Source organism: Exiguobacterium sp. Leaf187, from assembly GCF_001423925.1.
GTDB classification, from domain to species: domain Bacteria; phylum Bacillota; class Bacilli; order Exiguobacteriales; family Exiguobacteriaceae; genus Exiguobacterium_A; species Exiguobacterium_A indicum.
In genome coordinates, this window is the sequence record NZ_LMPR01000009.1 from 938,250 (window position 1) to 955,239 (window position 16,990).

The 16,990-nt window shown below is 48.9% G+C and carries 13 protein-coding genes; all 13 read right to left on the reverse strand.

Going from position 1 to position 16,990, the window contains the following annotated elements; translation table 11 throughout:
• Nucleotides 1-33: 33 nt before the first annotated feature.
• Nucleotides 34-1,266, reverse strand: a complete 1,233-nt coding sequence (locus tag ASF99_RS09220) for a M16 family metallopeptidase (RefSeq protein WP_023468674.1) — start codon at nucleotides 1,264-1,266, stop codon at nucleotides 34-36.
• A 74-nt stretch (nucleotides 1,267-1,340) separates the two neighbouring features.
• Nucleotides 1,341-3,560, reverse strand: a complete 2,220-nt coding sequence (gene pnp, locus ASF99_RS09225) for a polyribonucleotide nucleotidyltransferase (RefSeq protein ID WP_035396793.1) — start codon at nucleotides 3,558-3,560, stop codon at nucleotides 1,341-1,343.
• Between the two features lie 138 nt (nucleotides 3,561-3,698).
• Nucleotides 3,699-3,968, reverse strand: coding sequence for a 30S ribosomal protein S15 (rpsO, locus tag ASF99_RS09230; RefSeq protein ID WP_023468676.1), 270 nt, complete (start codon nucleotides 3,966-3,968; stop codon nucleotides 3,699-3,701).
• Between the two features lie 123 nt (nucleotides 3,969-4,091).
• A complete protein-coding gene (locus ASF99_RS09235) occupies nucleotides 4,092-5,021 on the reverse strand; it encodes a bifunctional riboflavin kinase/FAD synthetase (RefSeq protein ID WP_055968627.1) in 930 nt (309 codons plus the stop codon).
• A gap of 16 nt (nucleotides 5,022-5,037) precedes the next feature.
• Nucleotides 5,038-5,946 carry a tRNA pseudouridine(55) synthase TruB gene (gene truB / locus ASF99_RS09240; RefSeq protein WP_055968629.1) on the reverse strand — a complete coding sequence of 303 codons (909 nt, stop codon included), beginning with the start codon at nucleotides 5,944-5,946 and terminating at the stop codon, nucleotides 5,038-5,040.
• A gap of 50 nt (nucleotides 5,947-5,996) precedes the next feature.
• Nucleotides 5,997-6,338, reverse strand: a complete 342-nt coding sequence (gene rbfA, locus ASF99_RS09245; protein ID WP_023468679.1) for a 30S ribosome-binding factor RbfA — start codon at nucleotides 6,336-6,338, stop codon at nucleotides 5,997-5,999.
• A gap of 39 nt (nucleotides 6,339-6,377) precedes the next feature.
• Complete coding sequence (gene infB, locus ASF99_RS09250) at nucleotides 6,378-8,549, reverse strand: translation initiation factor IF-2 (RefSeq protein WP_023468680.1); 2,172 nt, start codon at nucleotides 8,547-8,549, stop codon at nucleotides 6,378-6,380.
• A gap of 15 nt (nucleotides 8,550-8,564) precedes the next feature.
• Complete coding sequence (locus ASF99_RS09255) at nucleotides 8,565-8,867, reverse strand: YlxQ family RNA-binding protein (protein WP_023468681.1); 303 nt, start codon at nucleotides 8,865-8,867, stop codon at nucleotides 8,565-8,567.
• Nucleotides 8,860-9,129 carry an RNase P modulator RnpM gene (gene rnpM, locus ASF99_RS09260; RefSeq protein WP_023468682.1) on the reverse strand — a complete coding sequence of 90 codons (270 nt, stop codon included), beginning with the start codon at nucleotides 9,127-9,129 and terminating at the stop codon, nucleotides 8,860-8,862. The genes ASF99_RS09255 and rnpM overlap by 8 nt, the downstream gene beginning before the upstream one ends.
• Nucleotides 9,130-9,132: 3 nt before the next feature.
• Entirely contained in the window at nucleotides 9,133-10,242 is a 1,110-nt protein-coding gene (gene nusA / locus ASF99_RS09265; RefSeq protein WP_023468683.1) for a transcription termination factor NusA, read from the reverse strand.
• 17 nt (nucleotides 10,243-10,259) lie between these two features.
• Nucleotides 10,260-10,727, reverse strand: a complete 468-nt coding sequence (gene rimP, locus ASF99_RS09270; protein ID WP_023468684.1) for a ribosome maturation factor RimP — start codon at nucleotides 10,725-10,727, stop codon at nucleotides 10,260-10,262.
• Nucleotides 10,728-10,856: 129 nt separating this feature from the next.
• Nucleotides 10,857-15,128, reverse strand: a complete 4,272-nt coding sequence (locus ASF99_RS09275; RefSeq protein ID WP_200934663.1) for a PolC-type DNA polymerase III — start codon at nucleotides 15,126-15,128, stop codon at nucleotides 10,857-10,859.
• 147 nt (nucleotides 15,129-15,275) lie between these two features.
• Complete coding sequence (locus ASF99_RS09280; RefSeq protein WP_023468686.1) at nucleotides 15,276-16,976, reverse strand: proline--tRNA ligase; 1,701 nt, start codon at nucleotides 16,974-16,976, stop codon at nucleotides 15,276-15,278.
• Between the last annotated feature and the right edge of the window lie 14 nt (nucleotides 16,977-16,990).

Consider the following 16,990-nt stretch of genomic DNA (forward strand, 5'->3'; position numbering starts at 1 on the left):
CATTTCATATGTTTCATCTATTCCGTTCTGCTATCATGCTTCCTCTTCTTCGTCTGCCGGAAGAATATAGGCCTTTGCCGGTTCCTCCGAAAAGATGTGCTCAATCAGCCCTTCGATATCCGATGGACGAATCCGTTCGACATCCGCTAACACTTCTTCAAGTGATGGATGGCGATGTAGATGCAACTCATTTCGGGCGTTTCGATTCATGTGACTCGATGTGCCTTCGTTGCCTAGAATCAGAGAACCTTTCAGCTGTTCAATCCCATCTTCGAGTTCCTTCGTCGATAATCCATCCCGCTTCAAGCGATCGATTTCAGCAGCGAGGACCTGTTCGACCTCTTCGACCGATTCCGGAGACGTGCCGACATAGATCGTGAACGTTCCATGATCGTCAAACGTCGTGTAATAGGAAAAGACTGAATAGGCAAGACCGCGTTCCTCTCGGATGGATTGGAACAAGCGACTCGACATCGTCGCACCGAATGCATTATTGAGTAAGGCGAGGGCAGGCAAACGTGGGTCAGCAGAAGGAATCGCACGGAAATTATAACAAATATGAGCCTGCTCCGTATCCTTTTCCTTACGAATCACACCATTTTGTAACCTTGGCTCTGTCGTCTCGCGTGTCTTCGATCGTGATTCGAGAATCGACATCCGCTCTTGAATCTGCGCAATCAACTCGTCTGAGACGTTTCCGGCAACGGAAATGACGATTTGATCCGGAGCATACGCTTCTTCGAGATATCGTCCGATCATCGCACGATCAATCCGAAGCACACTCTCTTCCGTTCCAAGAATCGGTCGAGCCATGACATCTTCTCCGTAAGCCGCAACAGCTAATAACTCATGGACGAGATCATCCGGTGTGTCATCGTACATCTTGATCTCTTCAATGACGACCTTTTTCTCTTTTTCCAGTTCATCCGCGTCAAACGTCGATTCAAGGAACATGTCCGCCAATACGTGAAAGGCTTCGCCTGCATGTTCATCTAGTGTCTTGACGTAATAACACGTTTGATCCTTACTCGTGAACGCATTAATATTTCCACCAAGTCGGTCAAAGTAAACCGCAATCTCTTTTGCCGTATGGCGTTTTGTTCCTTTAAACATCATATGCTCGATGAGATGACTGATACCATGCTCCTCGATCTGTTCCGTCCGACTTCCTGCTTGAATGAAGATTCCGGTCGCGACGCTGCGTGCTTCCGGCATCCGTTCAACGATCAGTCGAACTCCGTTTTCTAATTGTATCCGTTCGATCATAGTAATTCCTCCAAATATAGGAAACAAGGTGGCTCTCGTTGCATTCTCTGCACCGTCGAGCCACCTTGGATTCATTAGTTACGACGTGGTGGACGTTGTCCGTCACGTGGTGGGCGTGAACCCTGATCCCGACGTGGCGGGCGGTTCTCACGCTCTGTCTTTTTCTTTTCTTCGTATGCAGCACGATCTTCTTCACTTAAGCCTTCGACGAGCAGGACTTTGTGTGAAGCGTTGACGCGTCCTTTGTCATCGATTTCCGTGACACGGACTTTTAGCTTATCTCCAAGTTTGACGACATCTTCCGTTTGACCGACACGGTTAAGTGCGAGTTCCGAAATGTGGACGAGTGCGTCTTTTCCTTTGAACAATTCGACGAATGCACCGAATTTCTCAACACGACGAACTGTTCCATCGAACTCTTCACCGACGACGACTTCACGGACGATATCTTCGACCAATTGACGGGCACGATCGATGCCGGCTTGATCAGTCGAAGCGATAAAGACGGTTCCGTCTTGATCGATGTCGATCTTGACGCCTGTCTCATCGATGATACCGTTGATGACTTTACCACCAGGTCCGATGACATCACGGATTTTATCTGGATTGATTTTGAGTGTGACGATTTTTGGTGCGTATTGTGACAATTCGACACGTGGTTCAGCGATGACCGTTTGCATATGCTCAAGAATGTGCAGACGACCAAGACGTGCTTGCTCGAGTGCTTCTTCGAGGATTTGACGCGTGATTCCGCCGATTTTCATATCCATTTGCAGAGCTGTGACACCTTCGTGAGTTCCAGCGACTTTGAAGTCCATATCTCCGAGATGATCTTCCATCCCTTGGATATCTGTCAAGATCGAGTAATTGTCGCCTTCCATGATCAAGCCCATCGCGATACCAGCGACAGGTGCTTTAAGTGGAACACCAGCATCCATCATGGCAAGGATCGAACCACAGATTGAAGCCTGTGATGAAGAACCGTTCGACTCAAGGACTTCTGACACGAGACGAATCGTGTACGGGAAATCGACTTCATTCGGAAGAACTGGTAAGAGTGCGCGTTCTCCAAGTGCCCCGTGACCAATTTCACGACGACCTGGTGCACGCATCGGACGTGCTTCCCCGACTGAGAATGGCGGGAAGTTATAGTGGTGCATGAAACGCTTCTCTTCCTTCAGACCCAGTCCATCGATGATTTGAGCGTCACCCGCAACACCGAGTGTCGCAACAGACAAGACTTGTGTCTGACCGCGAGTGAACAAACCTGAACCGTGTGCACGTGGTAAGAGACCGACTTCTGAATCAAGTGGACGGATCTCAGCAAGACCACGACCATCTGGACGGATTTTATCTTCTGTGATCAGACGGCGGACTTCGTCTTTGACGAACTTGTTGAGAACGCCTGATACTTCTGCTAGTTGTTCTGCTGTGACTGACTCGTCAGCTGCATACAACTCGATGTATTTTGCGATGACTTCGTTGATGGCAACGTCACGTGCTTGTTTTTCTTCGACTTGAACTGCTTGTGTGACTTCTGCCAATGCTTCTGCTTTCAGGCGATTGACGATTGTCTCATCGAAGCTTGATACCGTATATTCGAACTTCTCTTTACCGACTTGTGCGACGATCCCCTCTTGGAAAGCGATCATTTCCTTGATGACATCGTGTCCAAGCAAGATCGCTTCAAGCATTGCTTGTTCCGATACTTCCTTCGCACCTGCTTCGACCATGTTGACGGCATGTTTTGTTCCGGCAACTTGAAGGTCGATATCGCTGACTTCCATTTGCGCTGAAGTCGGGTTCACGACGAACTCTCCGTCGACGCGACCGATCGTCACGCCTGCGATTGGACCATCGAATGGAATATCCGAGATCGAAAGGGCAATCGAAGCCCCGATCATCGCAGCGACTTCTGGTGAATTATCAGCATCTGACGAAAGGACCGTCGTCGCGACTTGTACGTCGTGACGGAAACCGTCCGGGAATAATGGACGGATCGGACGGTCGATCAGACGCGAAGTCAAGATCGCGCTCTCTCCAGGGCGTCCTTCACGTTTAAGGAATCCACCTGGGATTTTCCCTGCCGCATATAATTTTTCTTCATAGTTCACTGTTAATGGGAAGAAATCTAAGTCCTTCGGTTGTTTTGATGCAACGACCGTAGCAAGAACGGCTGTATCGCCGTAGCGAATCAATGCTGCTCCGTTCGCTTGTTTTGCTAATTGACCGATTTCAATCGTTAATGGACGTCCACCGAGTTCGGTCGAAAACGTCTGTTTTGTTTGTGACATGCACAAATCTCCTCTCACTGCTATCCGTTTTTTCATTCAAATCTAATTATGTAGGTTCTTGCGCAAAAAGTCCATGAATCGGCAAAAAAAAGAAACAGGAGACGATGCTCCTGCTTCCCTACCTCGTTCTCGTCGGGATTAGCGACGGAGACCAAGACGCTCGATCAACGAACGGTAACGTGCAACATCCTTGTTACGAAGGTATGTGAGCAAGTTACGGCGACGACCGACCATTTTCAAGAGACCACGACGTGAGTGGTGATCCTTTTTGTGTGTACGTAAGTGATCGTTCAAAGTTGTGATCTGTTCAGTTAAAACAGCAACTTGTACTTCCGGCGAACCAGTATCGCCTTGTTTCGTAGCATATGCTTCGATGATTTCGTTTTTACGTTCTTTTGTGAGTGCCATTGTCACTCCACCTCCATCTTATGAATGACCGTATTCCCGAGCATCGGATGGTGAGACCAGATGCCAAGTGAATCGGCTGTACGTAATCGTACTGACCTATCATAACGAACCCTGTCCGTACTGTCAAACGCTTAATCGTGTATTTGCCTCTTCGCGGTCTCGTGTCAACTGTTCTTTCAATTGATCGATACCATTGAAGGCTTTTTCATCGCGTAAATAAGCAATCCATTCAAGCGTCAATTCTTGACCATAAAGATCCTCATCAAAGTCAAGAAGATGTGTCTCAATACTGACGTCTCCCGTCTCATAAAACGTCGGGCGTCTGCCGACGTTCGTCATCGCTTTGAATCGACGACCGTCCGCTAAGCGAACGAATGTCGCATACACACCAAGTTTCGGTATGACGTAGGCGAATTCTGGGCGCATGTTGGCTGTCGGGAAGCCAATTTGTCGACCGCGTGCGTCACCGTGAATGATCGTGCCTTTGATTTGGTAGGGTTCTCCGAGTAAACGTGCAGCCGGTTCGACTTCTCCTGCAGCAAGTAAACGACGAATCCGGGTTGAGCTGATTTTTTCTGCTTCTTCTTGGAACTCTGCTACAACGGTGTGCGTGAACGTGCCACGACTATGAAAATCAAGCGTCGTCATTTTGCCAGCTCCGAAGCGACCATAGGAATAATCAAATCCAGCGACGACATGCTCTGCACCGGACGCAATCAGATATTCATCGACGAAAGCTTGCGGTGACAATTCCGAGAAAGGAATCGTGAACTCAATGACGTAAACACGATCGACACCAAGGCGTTCGATTTTCTCTAATTTACGTTCAAGCGGCGTGATGTAGCGGACCGGTTCATCCCCTTTACCAAGTACTTGTTTCGGATGTGGATCAAAGGTCATGACAGCCAAAGGCAGGCGACGAGCCTCCGCTTCTTTCCGTGCTGCTGCGATGACTTGCTGATGTCCGAGATGTACACCGTCAAAAAAGCCAAGTGCGATGACAGCAGGGGCTTTTTGAGGCTGTTCCGGATATGTCAAATGTATGATGTCCATTATGCTCTCTCCGATCTTAATCGATTTGTAGCATGACCTCGACGCGTGCTACCTGTTCTTCTGGAAGACGTCGATATAGCGCTAAAGGTACGTCCTCTTCATTATAGACAGTAAACAGCTCGAATTCGACTGGAATGCTTGTCAGCTTTGCTCCGTTCAAGACACGTTGCGCTGTTGCTGCATCAACCGTCAATCGTGGCCATTTTTGGATGACGTGTTCGATCGGAAGGACGTGTTGCATCCGCTCTTCGACTGTCTCATACGATTCGAGTGTCTCGAGTGTGACGGTGTCCGTCTCAGCAATCGCACCAGAACCTGTCCGGCGTAAGTCGCTCATGTGTGCCGCATAACCGAGTCGTTCTCCGATTTCGACTGCTAGTGTCCGGATATAGGTCCCTTTTCCACATGCGATATCAAGGCGGAAGCGACAAAGACCATCTTCGAACACAAGGTCCGATGTCCGTTCCAATCGATCGATACGGACGATCCGTGTCGGTCGCTCGACTTCAATCCCTTTTCGTGCATATTCGTATAGTTTCTTCCCGTTCACTTTGACTGCTGAATAATACGGTGGCGTCTGTTCGATCTCTCCTGTCAAGGCGCACAGAATATCAGCGATCGCCTCTTCAGTAATACTTTCGGGTTCGACCGGTGTTTCACGAACGATCTCTCCGTGTGCATCTTCTGTCGTCGTTGCAAAACCGATCGTCACTTCCGCCGCGTAACGTTTTCCTTCATCCGTGATGAAACGGGCAAGTTTCGTCGCTCGACCGAGACAAATCGGTAAGACACCTGTTACTTCTGGGTCAAGCGTCCCTGTATGTCCGACTTTTTTCGTCTGAAACAAGCGACGTAGACGAAAGACACAATCATGACTCGTCATGCCGGCTGGTTTATCTAGTGGTAATACTCCGATGGGTTCCACGTGATGTCCTCCTTGAAAAAAGGCAACCACACGCGTGGTTGCCTTAGGTGTTAATCTTTGTTCAAATTCCGAAGCAACTCATCAATGCGTGATCCGTATTCGACAGAAGAATCGACCTCGAACAATAGTTCAGGTGTTTTCCGCAGACGAATCCGCGATCCGATTTCCTTACGCATGAAGCCTTTTGATTTTTCAAGACCGATGCGCGCATCCTCACGTGCTTTTTCGTCACCGAGGACTGAATAGAAGATCGTCGCTTGTTGCAAGTCTCCTGTCACTTCGACACCTGTGACGGTAATCGGCTTGACGCGTGGATCCTTGACATCCTTGATGAGCAGTTGCGTAATTTCCTTACGCACCTGTTCGGCGACACGATTCGAGCGTAAACTCATGTTTGTTCCCTCCAGTTCGGAAGAATGGATTCCGTTCTGTTACTTCCGTTTGACTTCTTCCATGATGAACGCTTCGATGACATCATCGACTTTTACGTCATCATAACGTTCGATCTTAATACCACACTCGTAACCAGCAGCGACTTCTTTGACATCATCTTTGAAGCGGCGAAGTGTATCGAGTTTTCCTTCGTAGATGACAATGCTGTCACGAACGACACGGACACCTGCATCACGCGTTAACTTACCTTCCGTGACATATCCACCCGCGATCGTACCGACTTTCGATACTTTGATGACATCGCGGACTTCAGCTTGACCGATGATTTTCTCGACGAACTCAGGATCAAGGAGACCTTTCATCGCTTGCTCGATTTCTTCAATCGCGTTATAGATGATCCGGTGAAGACGAATTTCAACCTTCTCCTGATCCGCCATTGATTTCGCGTTACCATCCGGACGAACGTTGAATCCGATGATGATCGCATTTGCTGCCGAGGCGAGGATGACGTCACCTTCCGTGATCGCACCAACACCTGAGTGTACGATGTTAATTTTAACACCTTCGACATCAATTTTCTTCAATGAACCGGCTAAGGCTTCAACTGAACCTTGGACATCACCTTTGATGATGATGTTGAGGTCCTTGACTTCGCCTTCTTTGATGCGGTCGAAGAGATCTTCTAAGCTAACTTTCGCTGAATCGCGACGTTGTGCTTCGATTTCACGTTGGTAACGTGCTTCACCGATTTGGCGTGCTTTTTTCTCATCTTCGAATGCGAAGAATTGATCGCCCGCTTTCGGAACATCGTTTAGACCTGTGATTTCGATTGGCGTCGATGGTCCGACTTCTTTGACACGACGACCGATATCGTTGACCATTGCCCGGATACGACCGAACGTGTGACCGACAACGATCGGGTCACCAACGCGAAGTGTTCCGTGTTGAACGAGAAGTGTAGCGACTGGACCGCGTCCTTTATCGAGTTTCGCCTCGATGACTGTTCCGCGACCGTTCATGTCTGGTGTTGATTTGTATTCTTGAACTTCTGAGACGAGAAGGATCATCTCGAGCAATTCGTCGATGCCGTCTCCTTTAAGAGCTGAAACCGGTACGAAGATCGTATCGCCGCCCCAGTCCTCTGCAACGAGTTCGAACTCTGTCAATTCTTGTTTGACACGGTCAGGGTTCGCACCCTCTTTATCCATCTTGTTGACAGCGACGATGATTGGAACGCCAGCTGCTTTCGCGTGGCTGATCGCTTCTTCCGTCTGCGGCATGACACCGTCATCGGCTGCAACGACGATGATCGCGATATCCGTGACATCTGCTCCACGTGCACGCATCGTCGTGAACGCCGCGTGACCTGGTGTATCAAGGAACGTGATCTTCTTGCCGTCAATCTCAACTTGGTAAGCACCGATGTGCTGCGTGATCCCGCCGGCTTCGCCTGCAGTGACCTTCGTGTTACGGATCGAATCGAGCAATGTCGTTTTACCGTGGTCGACGTGTCCCATGATCGTAACGACCGGTGGACGCTCAGACAATTCGTACTGGTCAAGGTTCAATTCGTATTGATCAAAGTCCGTCTCATCGACTTGGACAGTCTTTTCGACTTCAAAACCAAACTCTGTCGCGAGCAGTTCGACTGTCTCGTCATCAAGATCTTGGTTGATCGTCGCCATGACACCGAGACCCATCAATTTCATGATCAGTTCATTCGGTTTTTTCGCCATTTTTTCAGCGAGTTCACCGACTGTCAAGTTGTCAGAGTATTGAACGACGTTTGCCATCGCCTCTTCTTGCGCTCGGCGAGCTGCTTTCCGTTGACTCGACTTCGAGTTCGGATCCGCTACTTCAAGTTTGCGTGGTTCTGCTTTCTTTTGGTTCGGACGACGTTTGCCGCCACGGTTGTTACGGTTGCCGAATTCTGGGCGTCCGCCTTTGCTGTTACGTGATTGGTTACCTGCTGGTTTGTTTGTACTTCCTGGTCGGTTCGGTTTATTATCTGATTTCACTTGTTTTGGAGCCTCCGTCTTTTGAGCCCGATATTTTTCGGGATTAAATACTTGATCGAGTTGCTGTACTGTCTGTTCATCTAATACTGCCATATGATTCTTGACTGGTTTCTCCAGCTTTTCGAGCTGGGTGATGACCTGCTTACTTGTTACGTTTTGTTCCTTGGCGAATTCGTATACACGCTTACCCAAAGGATCCACCTCCAATTAGTCGTTCGAGAGGAGTTCAGTTAGCTTTTTCGCAAATCCGGCTTCATTGACTGACACGACAACACGCGCATCCTTTCCTAATGCTTGACCGAGAATCGTCCGGTCGGCGACTTCTAGGTAAGGAACCTGATAACTCGTACATTTATCTGTGACTTTCTTACGCGTGGCAGCCCCCGCATCTGCTGCTAAAAGAACAAGCTTCGCTTGTCCTCCTCGTACTTCTTTCAGTACGAGTTCTTCTCCCGTCGTCACTTTTCTAGCTCGATTCGCGAGACCGAGAAGGGATTCCCATTTACTCATTTGTACCTCCCGCGATTTCAAGCAATTCATCGTATAAGGCATCTGTCGTCTTGACCTTCAAATGATGATCAAGCGTCCGTTTTTTCTTCGCCGTCGCAATGACTGCCGCATCTTTCGATAAATAGGCACCTCGCCCATTCATCTTACCATTTAAATCGATGACGACCTCTTGTTCAGGTGTCCGGACGACACGAATTAATTCTTTTTTCGGTTTCATTTCTTGTGTGATGACACACTTACGTAATGGTACCTTTTTTTGCACGAATTATTCCTCGCCTTCGACTTGGACCGCTTCTACTGCCGGCTCTTCCGTCGCGAAGACATCTTCGAGATCCATTGCTTCCGCTTCAGACTCGCTCTTGATGTCGATTTTCCATCCTGTCAATTTCGCTGCGAGACGCGCGTTTTGACCACGTTTCCCGATGGCAAGCGACAATTGGAAATCTGGAACGACGACGATTGTCGCTTTCGCTGGTTCGTTCACATAGACCGCAACGACTTGAGCTGGGCTGAGTGCGTTCGCGACATATTCTTTCGGATCATCCGAGTAACGGACGATATCGATTTTTTCCCCGTTTAAATCATTGACGATGCGTTGAACACGCGCCCCTTTTTGTCCGACACATGCACCGACTGGATCGATGTCATCCGCCGCGACTGCGATTTTCGAACGGTCGCCCGCTTCACGCGCCACAGACTTGACTTCGACTTCGCCACTTGAAATCTCTGGTACTTCGATTTCAAAGAGACGTTTTAAGAGACCTGGATGTGTCCGTGATACAAGAATCGATGCCCCTGATCCTTTGACCATTGGATCAACTTTCGTGACGTACACCTTGATGCGATCACGAATCCCGAAACGCTCGTTCGGCATTTGCTCGTGTGTCGTCAAGACAGCTTCGATACCTTCTAGGTTGACGTACAAGTTGCGTGCATCTTGACGCTCGACGATACCTGTCATGATCTCATCTTCACGATCCGCGAAGTGATTGTAGATGCGTTCGCGTTCTGCTTCACGCATTTTTTGTGTGACGATCTGTTTCGCCGTTTGTGCTGCAACACGACCGAAGTCGCCTGGCGTCACTTCGACTTTATGGAAATCGCCGAGTTCATATGTCGGATCGATCTCGTGCGCTTCTTCAAGCGAAAGTTGCTCTTCTGGTTGTGTCAATCGTTCGACGACTTCCTTAAGCGCGAAGACACGGATGTCTCCTGTCTGCTGGTCGAATTCGACCTTTACAGCCTCCGATTCTTTTCCGAAGTTGCGTCGGTACGCTGAAATCAATGCCTGTTCGAGCGCATCGATGATGATGTTCTTGTCAATTTCCTTCTCTTTCGCGATTTGATTGATCGCCTCGAGTAACTGTGGTCCCATCGTTCTCTTCCTTTCCGTCAGAACATTACCGCAAGTCGCGCAAGTGAAATCTTGTCGACCGGTATCTCAATTTTCAATTTTCTTGTTTTGACACGCACTTCGATTTCAAGCATCTCAGGTGTGTACGCGAGCAACGTTCCTTCGAATTCAACCGCATTCTTTACTGGATCGTGCGTTTTGATGTACACATGTTTCCCAATCGCCTTTTCGAAGTCCTCGTCTTTCTTCAGTGGACGTTCCGCTCCTGGACTAGCGACGTCGAGGTAATACGGCTCGTCAATCGGATCATTGTCATTCAATGCTTCCGATAACTGTTCATTGATTTTGACGCAGTCTTCAAGATCCACGCCACCCTCTTTGTCGATGGAGACACGTAGGAACCAATCCGCCCCTTCTTTGACGAATTCAACGTCGACTAGCTCCATCCCCTCTCGTTCGACGATTGGTTTTGCGAGCGCTTCGACCTTTTCCGTTACGTTCGTCATCTTCATCCTCCTTCAAAAAACAAACAAGAAAGGAGCAGGTCCCCCTACTCCTTCCAAGTCGTAGTATAAAAAACATTTCCTCACTCAATATAGCATAGGAAAGCGCTCAAAGCAAGTGTTCCTAAGGGCTTACAAGTCGAACAAGGAGAGCTGATTCTCGTCCGGTAACCCTTCGAGACAGCCTAGGTTATCGAGCGTCTCAATGATCGATTTCGATAACTTAGCGCGTTTTTGGAGGTCTTCCTTCGAGAGGAATTCGCCGCCTTTACGTGCTTCGACGATCTGCTTCGCTGCATTCGTCCCGAGACCTGTCACGGCATTAAACGGTGGTAACAACGTATCTCCGTCAATGAGGAATTCCGTTGCACTTGAGCGGTAGAGATCGACCTTTTGGAACGTAAAGCCACGTTCGATCATCTCAAGCGCGATTTCAAGAACCGTATACAGCCCTTTATCCTTCGCCGTCGCTTCAAATCCTTTATCCTTGATGTCTTGCAAGACTTTCCGAACGGCAGCAGAGCCTTTATTCATCGCACCGATATCAAAGTCACCCGCACGAACCGTAAAGTACGAAGCGTAGTAATACATCGGATGGTGGACCTTATAGTAAGCAATCCGGACAGCCATCAAGACGTAGGCGGCAGCATGGGCTTTCGGGAACATGTACTTAATTTTCTTACAAGAATCGATATACCAGAGAGGTACATCGTTCTCGATCATCGCCTCTTCCATGTCAATCGAGAGTCCTTTCCCTTTTCGGACCGACTCCATGATTTTAAAGGCAAGCGACGGTTCAAGACCGGCGTAGATCAAGTAGACCATGATGTCATCTCGACAACCGATGACGTCTTTTAGTTCACACGTTCCGTTGTAGATCAATTCGCTGGCGTTTCCGAGCCAGACATCCGTTCCGTGCGAGAGTCCTGAAATCTGAACGAGCTCTGAGAACGTCGTCGGTTTCGTCTCTTCTAACATTTGGCGGACGAACTTTGTTCCAAACTCCGGAATGCCGAGCGTTCCTGTTTTTGAATCAATCTGTTCCGGCGTTACACCGATCGATTCCGTCGAACTGAAGATTTTCATGACTTCTGGGTCATCGACCGGAATCGTCTTCGGATCACGTCCTGACAGATCTTGTAGCATCCGGATCATTGTCGGGTCATCGTGACCGAGGATATCGAGTTTGAGTAAGTTATCGTGAATCGAGTGGAAGTCAAAGTGTGTCGTCTTCCATTCAGAACCCATATCGTCTGCCGGATACTGAATCGGACTAATATCGTAAATATCCATATAGTCCGGTACAACGATGATCCCACCCGGGTGTTGTCCGGTCGTCCGTTTGACACCGGTGACACCACTGACGAGACGATCGACTTCCGCATTCCGATACGTCAACTCATTCTCCGACTGATACCCTTTGACGTAGCCATACGCTGTCTTCTCAGCGATCGTACCGATCGTTCCGGCACGGTAGACGTAATCGTCACCGAACAGGACTTTCGTATAGGCGTGTGCTTGTGGCTGGTATTCTCCACTGAAGTTCAAATCGATATCCGGTACTTTATCCCCTTTAAATCCGAGGAACGTCTCGAACGGAATATCATGACCATCCTTAAACAATGGGACATCACATTTCGAACAAGACTTATCCGGTAAATCGAATCCCGAACCGACGGAACCGTCATCGAAGAACTCCGATTCCTTACAATTCGGACAGACGTAATGCGGTGGCAATGGATTGACTTCCGTGATCTCGGTCATCGTCGCAACGAGACTTGATCCGACCGATCCTCGTGAACCGACCAAATAGCCGTCGTCAAGCGACTTTTTAACGAGTTTATGGGAAATCAGATAGATGACGGCGAATCCGTGACCGATGATCGACTTCAACTCTTTTTCGAGGCGGGCTTCGACGATCTCCGGTAACGTGTCGCCGTAAATCCGGTGCGCCATATCGTACGACAAGTTCCGTACTTCTTCATCTGCCCCTTCGATCTTCGGTGTATAGAGATCCTTTGGAATGATGTCGATGTTCTCGAACTGTTCCGCGACGGCTTGACTGTTCGTGATGACGAGACGTTCCGACACATCCGGTCCGAGGAACTTGAAGTCATCCATCATTTCCTTCGTCGTCCGGAAGTGTGCCGGTGGCAATTGTTTTCGCATGTTCAGCATGTTCGCTCCACCTTGCGTCCGGATCAAGATCTCCCGGTACGTCGCGTCATGTTGATCGAGGTAATGCACATTCCCTGTCGCGACTGGTAAGATATCATGTTCTTCCGCGACGCGGATGATCTTTTTGATCAGTTCGCGCAGTTCGAGTTCATTCTGAACGATTTCCCGTTCAATCAAATGACCATACATTGCGGGTGGCTGAATCTCGATGAAATCATAGAACTGCATCACTTTTGCTAAATCTTCGTCCGACTTGTTCAAGGCAGCATCAAACACCTCGCCATTATCGCAAGCTGATCCAATGATCAATCCATCCCGATGCGCGACGAGTTGCGAGCGTGGTGTGCGGACGACACGGTGCACGTGTTTCGTGTGAGCAATCGAAATCAATTGGTACAGATTCTTCAAGCCCGTCCGGTTCTTCGCATAGACCGTCGCGTGGTATGGCCGTGCCCGCGAGATATCTTTCCCCATCTCCCGGTTGAGCGAAGCGTGTGTCTTCATGTCGAACATCTCATCTGCCATTTGCAGCAATTTGACCATCAAATAGCCTGTCGCTTCCGCGTCATAGATGGCGCGGTGATGCTGCGTCAATTCGATGTCAAATCGTTTCGCGAGTGTGTTCAATCGATGGTTTTTTAGCGTCGGCATCAAAACACGGGCTAGCTCAAGCGTATCAATGACTGGCAAGACCGATTCATCGTGTCCACCGGAACGGAGTGTCGCATTCAAGAATCCGATATCGAATGAGGCATTATGGGCAACGAGAATCGAATCGCCGACCCAGTCCATAAATTCCTTGACGACTTGTTCCGGGTCTGGTTTTCCGCGGACCATATCATCGGTGATTCCTGTCAAATCAATCGTCGTCGCCGACAATAGATGCTTCGGATCCGCGAACGCTTCGAACTTATCGATGATATCACCGTCGTGGATCTTGACGGCTGCAAGTTCGATGATCTTGTTGTACATCGCCGATAGACCCGTCGTCTCGACGTCAAAGACAACGAATGTCGCGTCATCTAAGTTACGGTCCACGGGATGATAGGCGACTTGCACCCCGTCATCGACGACATTCGCTTCGATTCCATACAATACCTTGATATCGTTTTTCTTTCCGGCATAGTAGGCATCCGGGAAACTTTGGGCACCCGCGTGATCCGTGATCGCAACAGCAGGATGACCCCATTTCGCCGCGCGTTCAACGTATTTCGTCACGTTCATGACGGCGTCCATTTGACTCATTTGCGAGTGCGCATGTAACTCGACACGCTTCTCGCCTGCCCAAGGGTCAGCAGGGGCTTCCATCTTCACCTCTGACAGTTGGGCAATCATCATACAAAGATCGCGCAGGAACGTATCGAACTCAACGCGACCTGCCGCTTGAATCCACATCCCTTTTTTGATCGCAGAGAGTATCTTGACGTCTGTTTCGTCACGCGCAAACATCTTGACGACGAGGGAGTCCGTATAATCCGTCATTTTGAACGTAAAGATTGTCTTTCCACTTCGTAGTTCACGACTCTCTGCCGAGAAGACGAGACCACGAATCGCAATCCGTCGTTCCTCATCTTGGATCGTCTTGATTGGGACAATCTCATCTTGAATCGGTTTCCCGATCCGGATCTCAACCGGTCCTTCATCGTCATCCCGCGATTGTTCCCGTTTGAATTGCAACTCGAGCATCCGCTTTGCTTCTTCCATGTCTTCCTGTTTCACCTGATTGCGCAACGCTTCTTGTTTCGATTCGTTAATTTGAACAATCGGTTCACAGTTGAATTTCGGGAATCCGTAAGCACTATAAAGTAACTGCAATTCCCCACATAAGCTACTTTTTAAGAATCCTGCTTCCGGTTCACTCCGGACTGGAATGAATAATTTCTGTTCTTTGAACTCCGGTAAGACACGTCCGAGTTGTGTCCGCATCGCCGATGAAACGTCGGCGAGATCTTGCACGACATATGGCCAGTAATCATGATACAGGCGTTCGTCTGGTCGACCATCCGCGTATAGGATGACCTTGACTTCGGCGAATTGCTGATACCGACTTATCAAACGACTCGTAAAGAGTTGATAGACGTTTTGGGGCAAAACGTGTGGCAAGCGGATTTCAAATGTCCAGGTTGCTTTTGCTTTATTGACGCGAAGCTTCTCAAGAACTGCTTCGTTAAAGTATTCTTCAATGATACCGTTCGGTAATTCCAAGTCACTCAGCAACAGTGACATGCGTTGTTGTGTATCCACTCGCAATTGTGCTGTCTGATCGCTTCACACCGTGACAGCAACTCCTCCTCCTCTTGCGGATTGCCCAAGGGGCGAATGGGTGTGAGACAAGAAAACAGTCACTTTATGAAAAGTGACCGTCTCCATTCTTTATTCTAAACCTTCATAGAGTGAACGAACAGCCTCAACGACTTGTTCTTGTCCAATTTCTTCTGCATCGCCACCGCGACGAGCTTTTAATTCGACGATTCCTTCTGCCGCTTTTTTGCCGACGTTCAAGCGAACCGGTAGACCAATCAAATCCGCATCGGCGAATTTGACGCCTGCTCGTTCTTTTCGGTCGTCAAGCAGGACGCTGAATCCTGCAGCTGTCAACTCCCGGTATAGTGTTTCTCCGAGTTCAAGCTGTTCTGCATTTTTACCATTGACGACAATCAAATGGACATCGTATGGTGCGATCGCTTTTGGCCAAATGATTCCGCGCTCATCATAATGTTGTTCGACGACTGCCGACAATGTCCGCGAGACACCAATGCCGTAACATCCCATGATGAGTGGTTGTGCTTTACCGCCTTCATCGAGGAACGTCGCTCCCATTCCTTCAGAGTAACGTGTTCCGAGTTTGAAGACTTGACCGACTTCGATGCCACGTGCGAATTTGACGTTTCCGTTTCCGTCTGGTGACGCGTCACCTTCTTCGACGAAGCGCAAGTCCGTATAGTCTGCTTCGAAATCACGGCTTGGATCGACATGGATATAATGTGTTTCTGCTTTGTTTGCACCACAGACAGCGTTCGTCAAGGCACGTACCGCGTAATCGGCGACGATCTTCATGTCTGCCCCGATCGGTCCGAGTGTTCCAGGCGTTGAGTGAAGCGCTGCTTCAATCTCTTCGTCGCTCGCCATCGTGATGTCGAGTGCGCCCAGATAGTTTTTCAATTTGATATCGTTGACTTCGTGATCGCCTCGGACGAGTGCCATGACAAGCCCTTGTTCCGTCTTGAAGATGACGGTCTTGATCGATTCATTTGCTGGTAAGTTCAGATGTGCACTGACCGCTTCGATCGTCTTCGCATCTGCTGTATGCACTTCTTCAAGTGCTTCTGGTGCTTTGTCTTGCTTCGGATAGGCATCAATCGACTCTGCCATCTCTAAGTTCGCTGCATAATCCGATTGGTCCGAGTAGACGATCGTATCTTCACCGATTGCTGCTAACGCATGGAACTCATGTGTTCCACTACCACCGATTGCACCCGAGTCAGCGACGACTGGACGGAACTCAAGACCCACACGTGAGAAAATCCGCGAATACGTATCAAACATGTTTTGATACTCTTCGTCTAAGCTCTCTTGTGACGAATGGAACGAGTAGGCATCTTTCATGATGAACTCACGACCACGTAATAAACCGAAACGTGGCCGACGTTCGTCACGGTATTTCATTTGAATCTGGAAGAGATTGACCGGTAACTTTTTATACGAGTTCAATTCATCACGAACGATTGAAGTGATCAGTTCCTCGTGCGTCGCTCCGAGCGCGAACCGGCGATCATGACGATCCGTCAAGCGCATTAATTCAGGTCCATAGATATCCCAGCGTCCTGTTTCTTCCCATAGTTCAGCTGGTTGAATTGCTGGCATCAGTAATTCTTGCGCACCCGCTGCCTCTAATTCCTCGCGAATGATTGTCTCGATATTTGCGAGAACCCGTTTTGCGAGTGGGAGATACGAATAGATTCCAGCGGCATTTTGACGCATGAATCCTGCACGAAGCAAGAGTTGGTGACTGATGGCTTCTGCATCAGATGGTACTTCACGCAACGTTGGCATGAATAGTTTTGATTGTTTCATAATGAGTCACGAAC

Coding starts and splice junctions, on each gene's coding strand:
- ASF99_RS09275 (WP_200934663.1), bottom strand. CDS start 15,128: ATGTCACTGTTGCTGAGTGACTTGGAATTACCGAACGGTATCATTGAA.
- rimP (WP_023468684.1), bottom strand. CDS start 10,727: ATGACGAACGTAACGGAAAAGGTCGAAGCGCTCGCAAAACCAATCGTC.
- rbfA (WP_023468679.1), bottom strand. CDS start 6,338: ATGAGTTTACGCTCGAATCGTGTCGCCGAACAGGTGCGTAAGGAAATT.
- ASF99_RS09220 (WP_023468674.1), bottom strand. CDS start 1,266: ATGATCGAACGGATACAATTAGAAAACGGAGTTCGACTGATCGTTGAA.
- pnp (WP_035396793.1), bottom strand. CDS start 3,560: ATGTCACAAACAAAACAGACGTTTTCGACCGAACTCGGTGGACGTCCA.
- ASF99_RS09255 (WP_023468681.1), bottom strand. CDS start 8,867: ATGAGTAAATGGGAATCCCTTCTCGGTCTCGCGAATCGAGCTAGAAAA.
- rpsO (WP_023468676.1), bottom strand. CDS start 3,968: ATGGCACTCACAAAAGAACGTAAAAACGAAATCATCGAAGCATATGCT.
- nusA (WP_023468683.1), bottom strand. CDS start 10,242: ATGGGACCACAGTTACTCGAGGCGATCAATCAAATCGCGAAAGAGAAG.
- ASF99_RS09235 (WP_055968627.1), bottom strand. CDS start 5,021: ATGGACATCATACATTTGACATATCCGGAACAGCCTCAAAAAGCCCCT.
- ASF99_RS09280 (WP_023468686.1), bottom strand. CDS start 16,976: ATGAAACAATCAAAACTATTCATGCCAACGTTGCGTGAAGTACCATCT.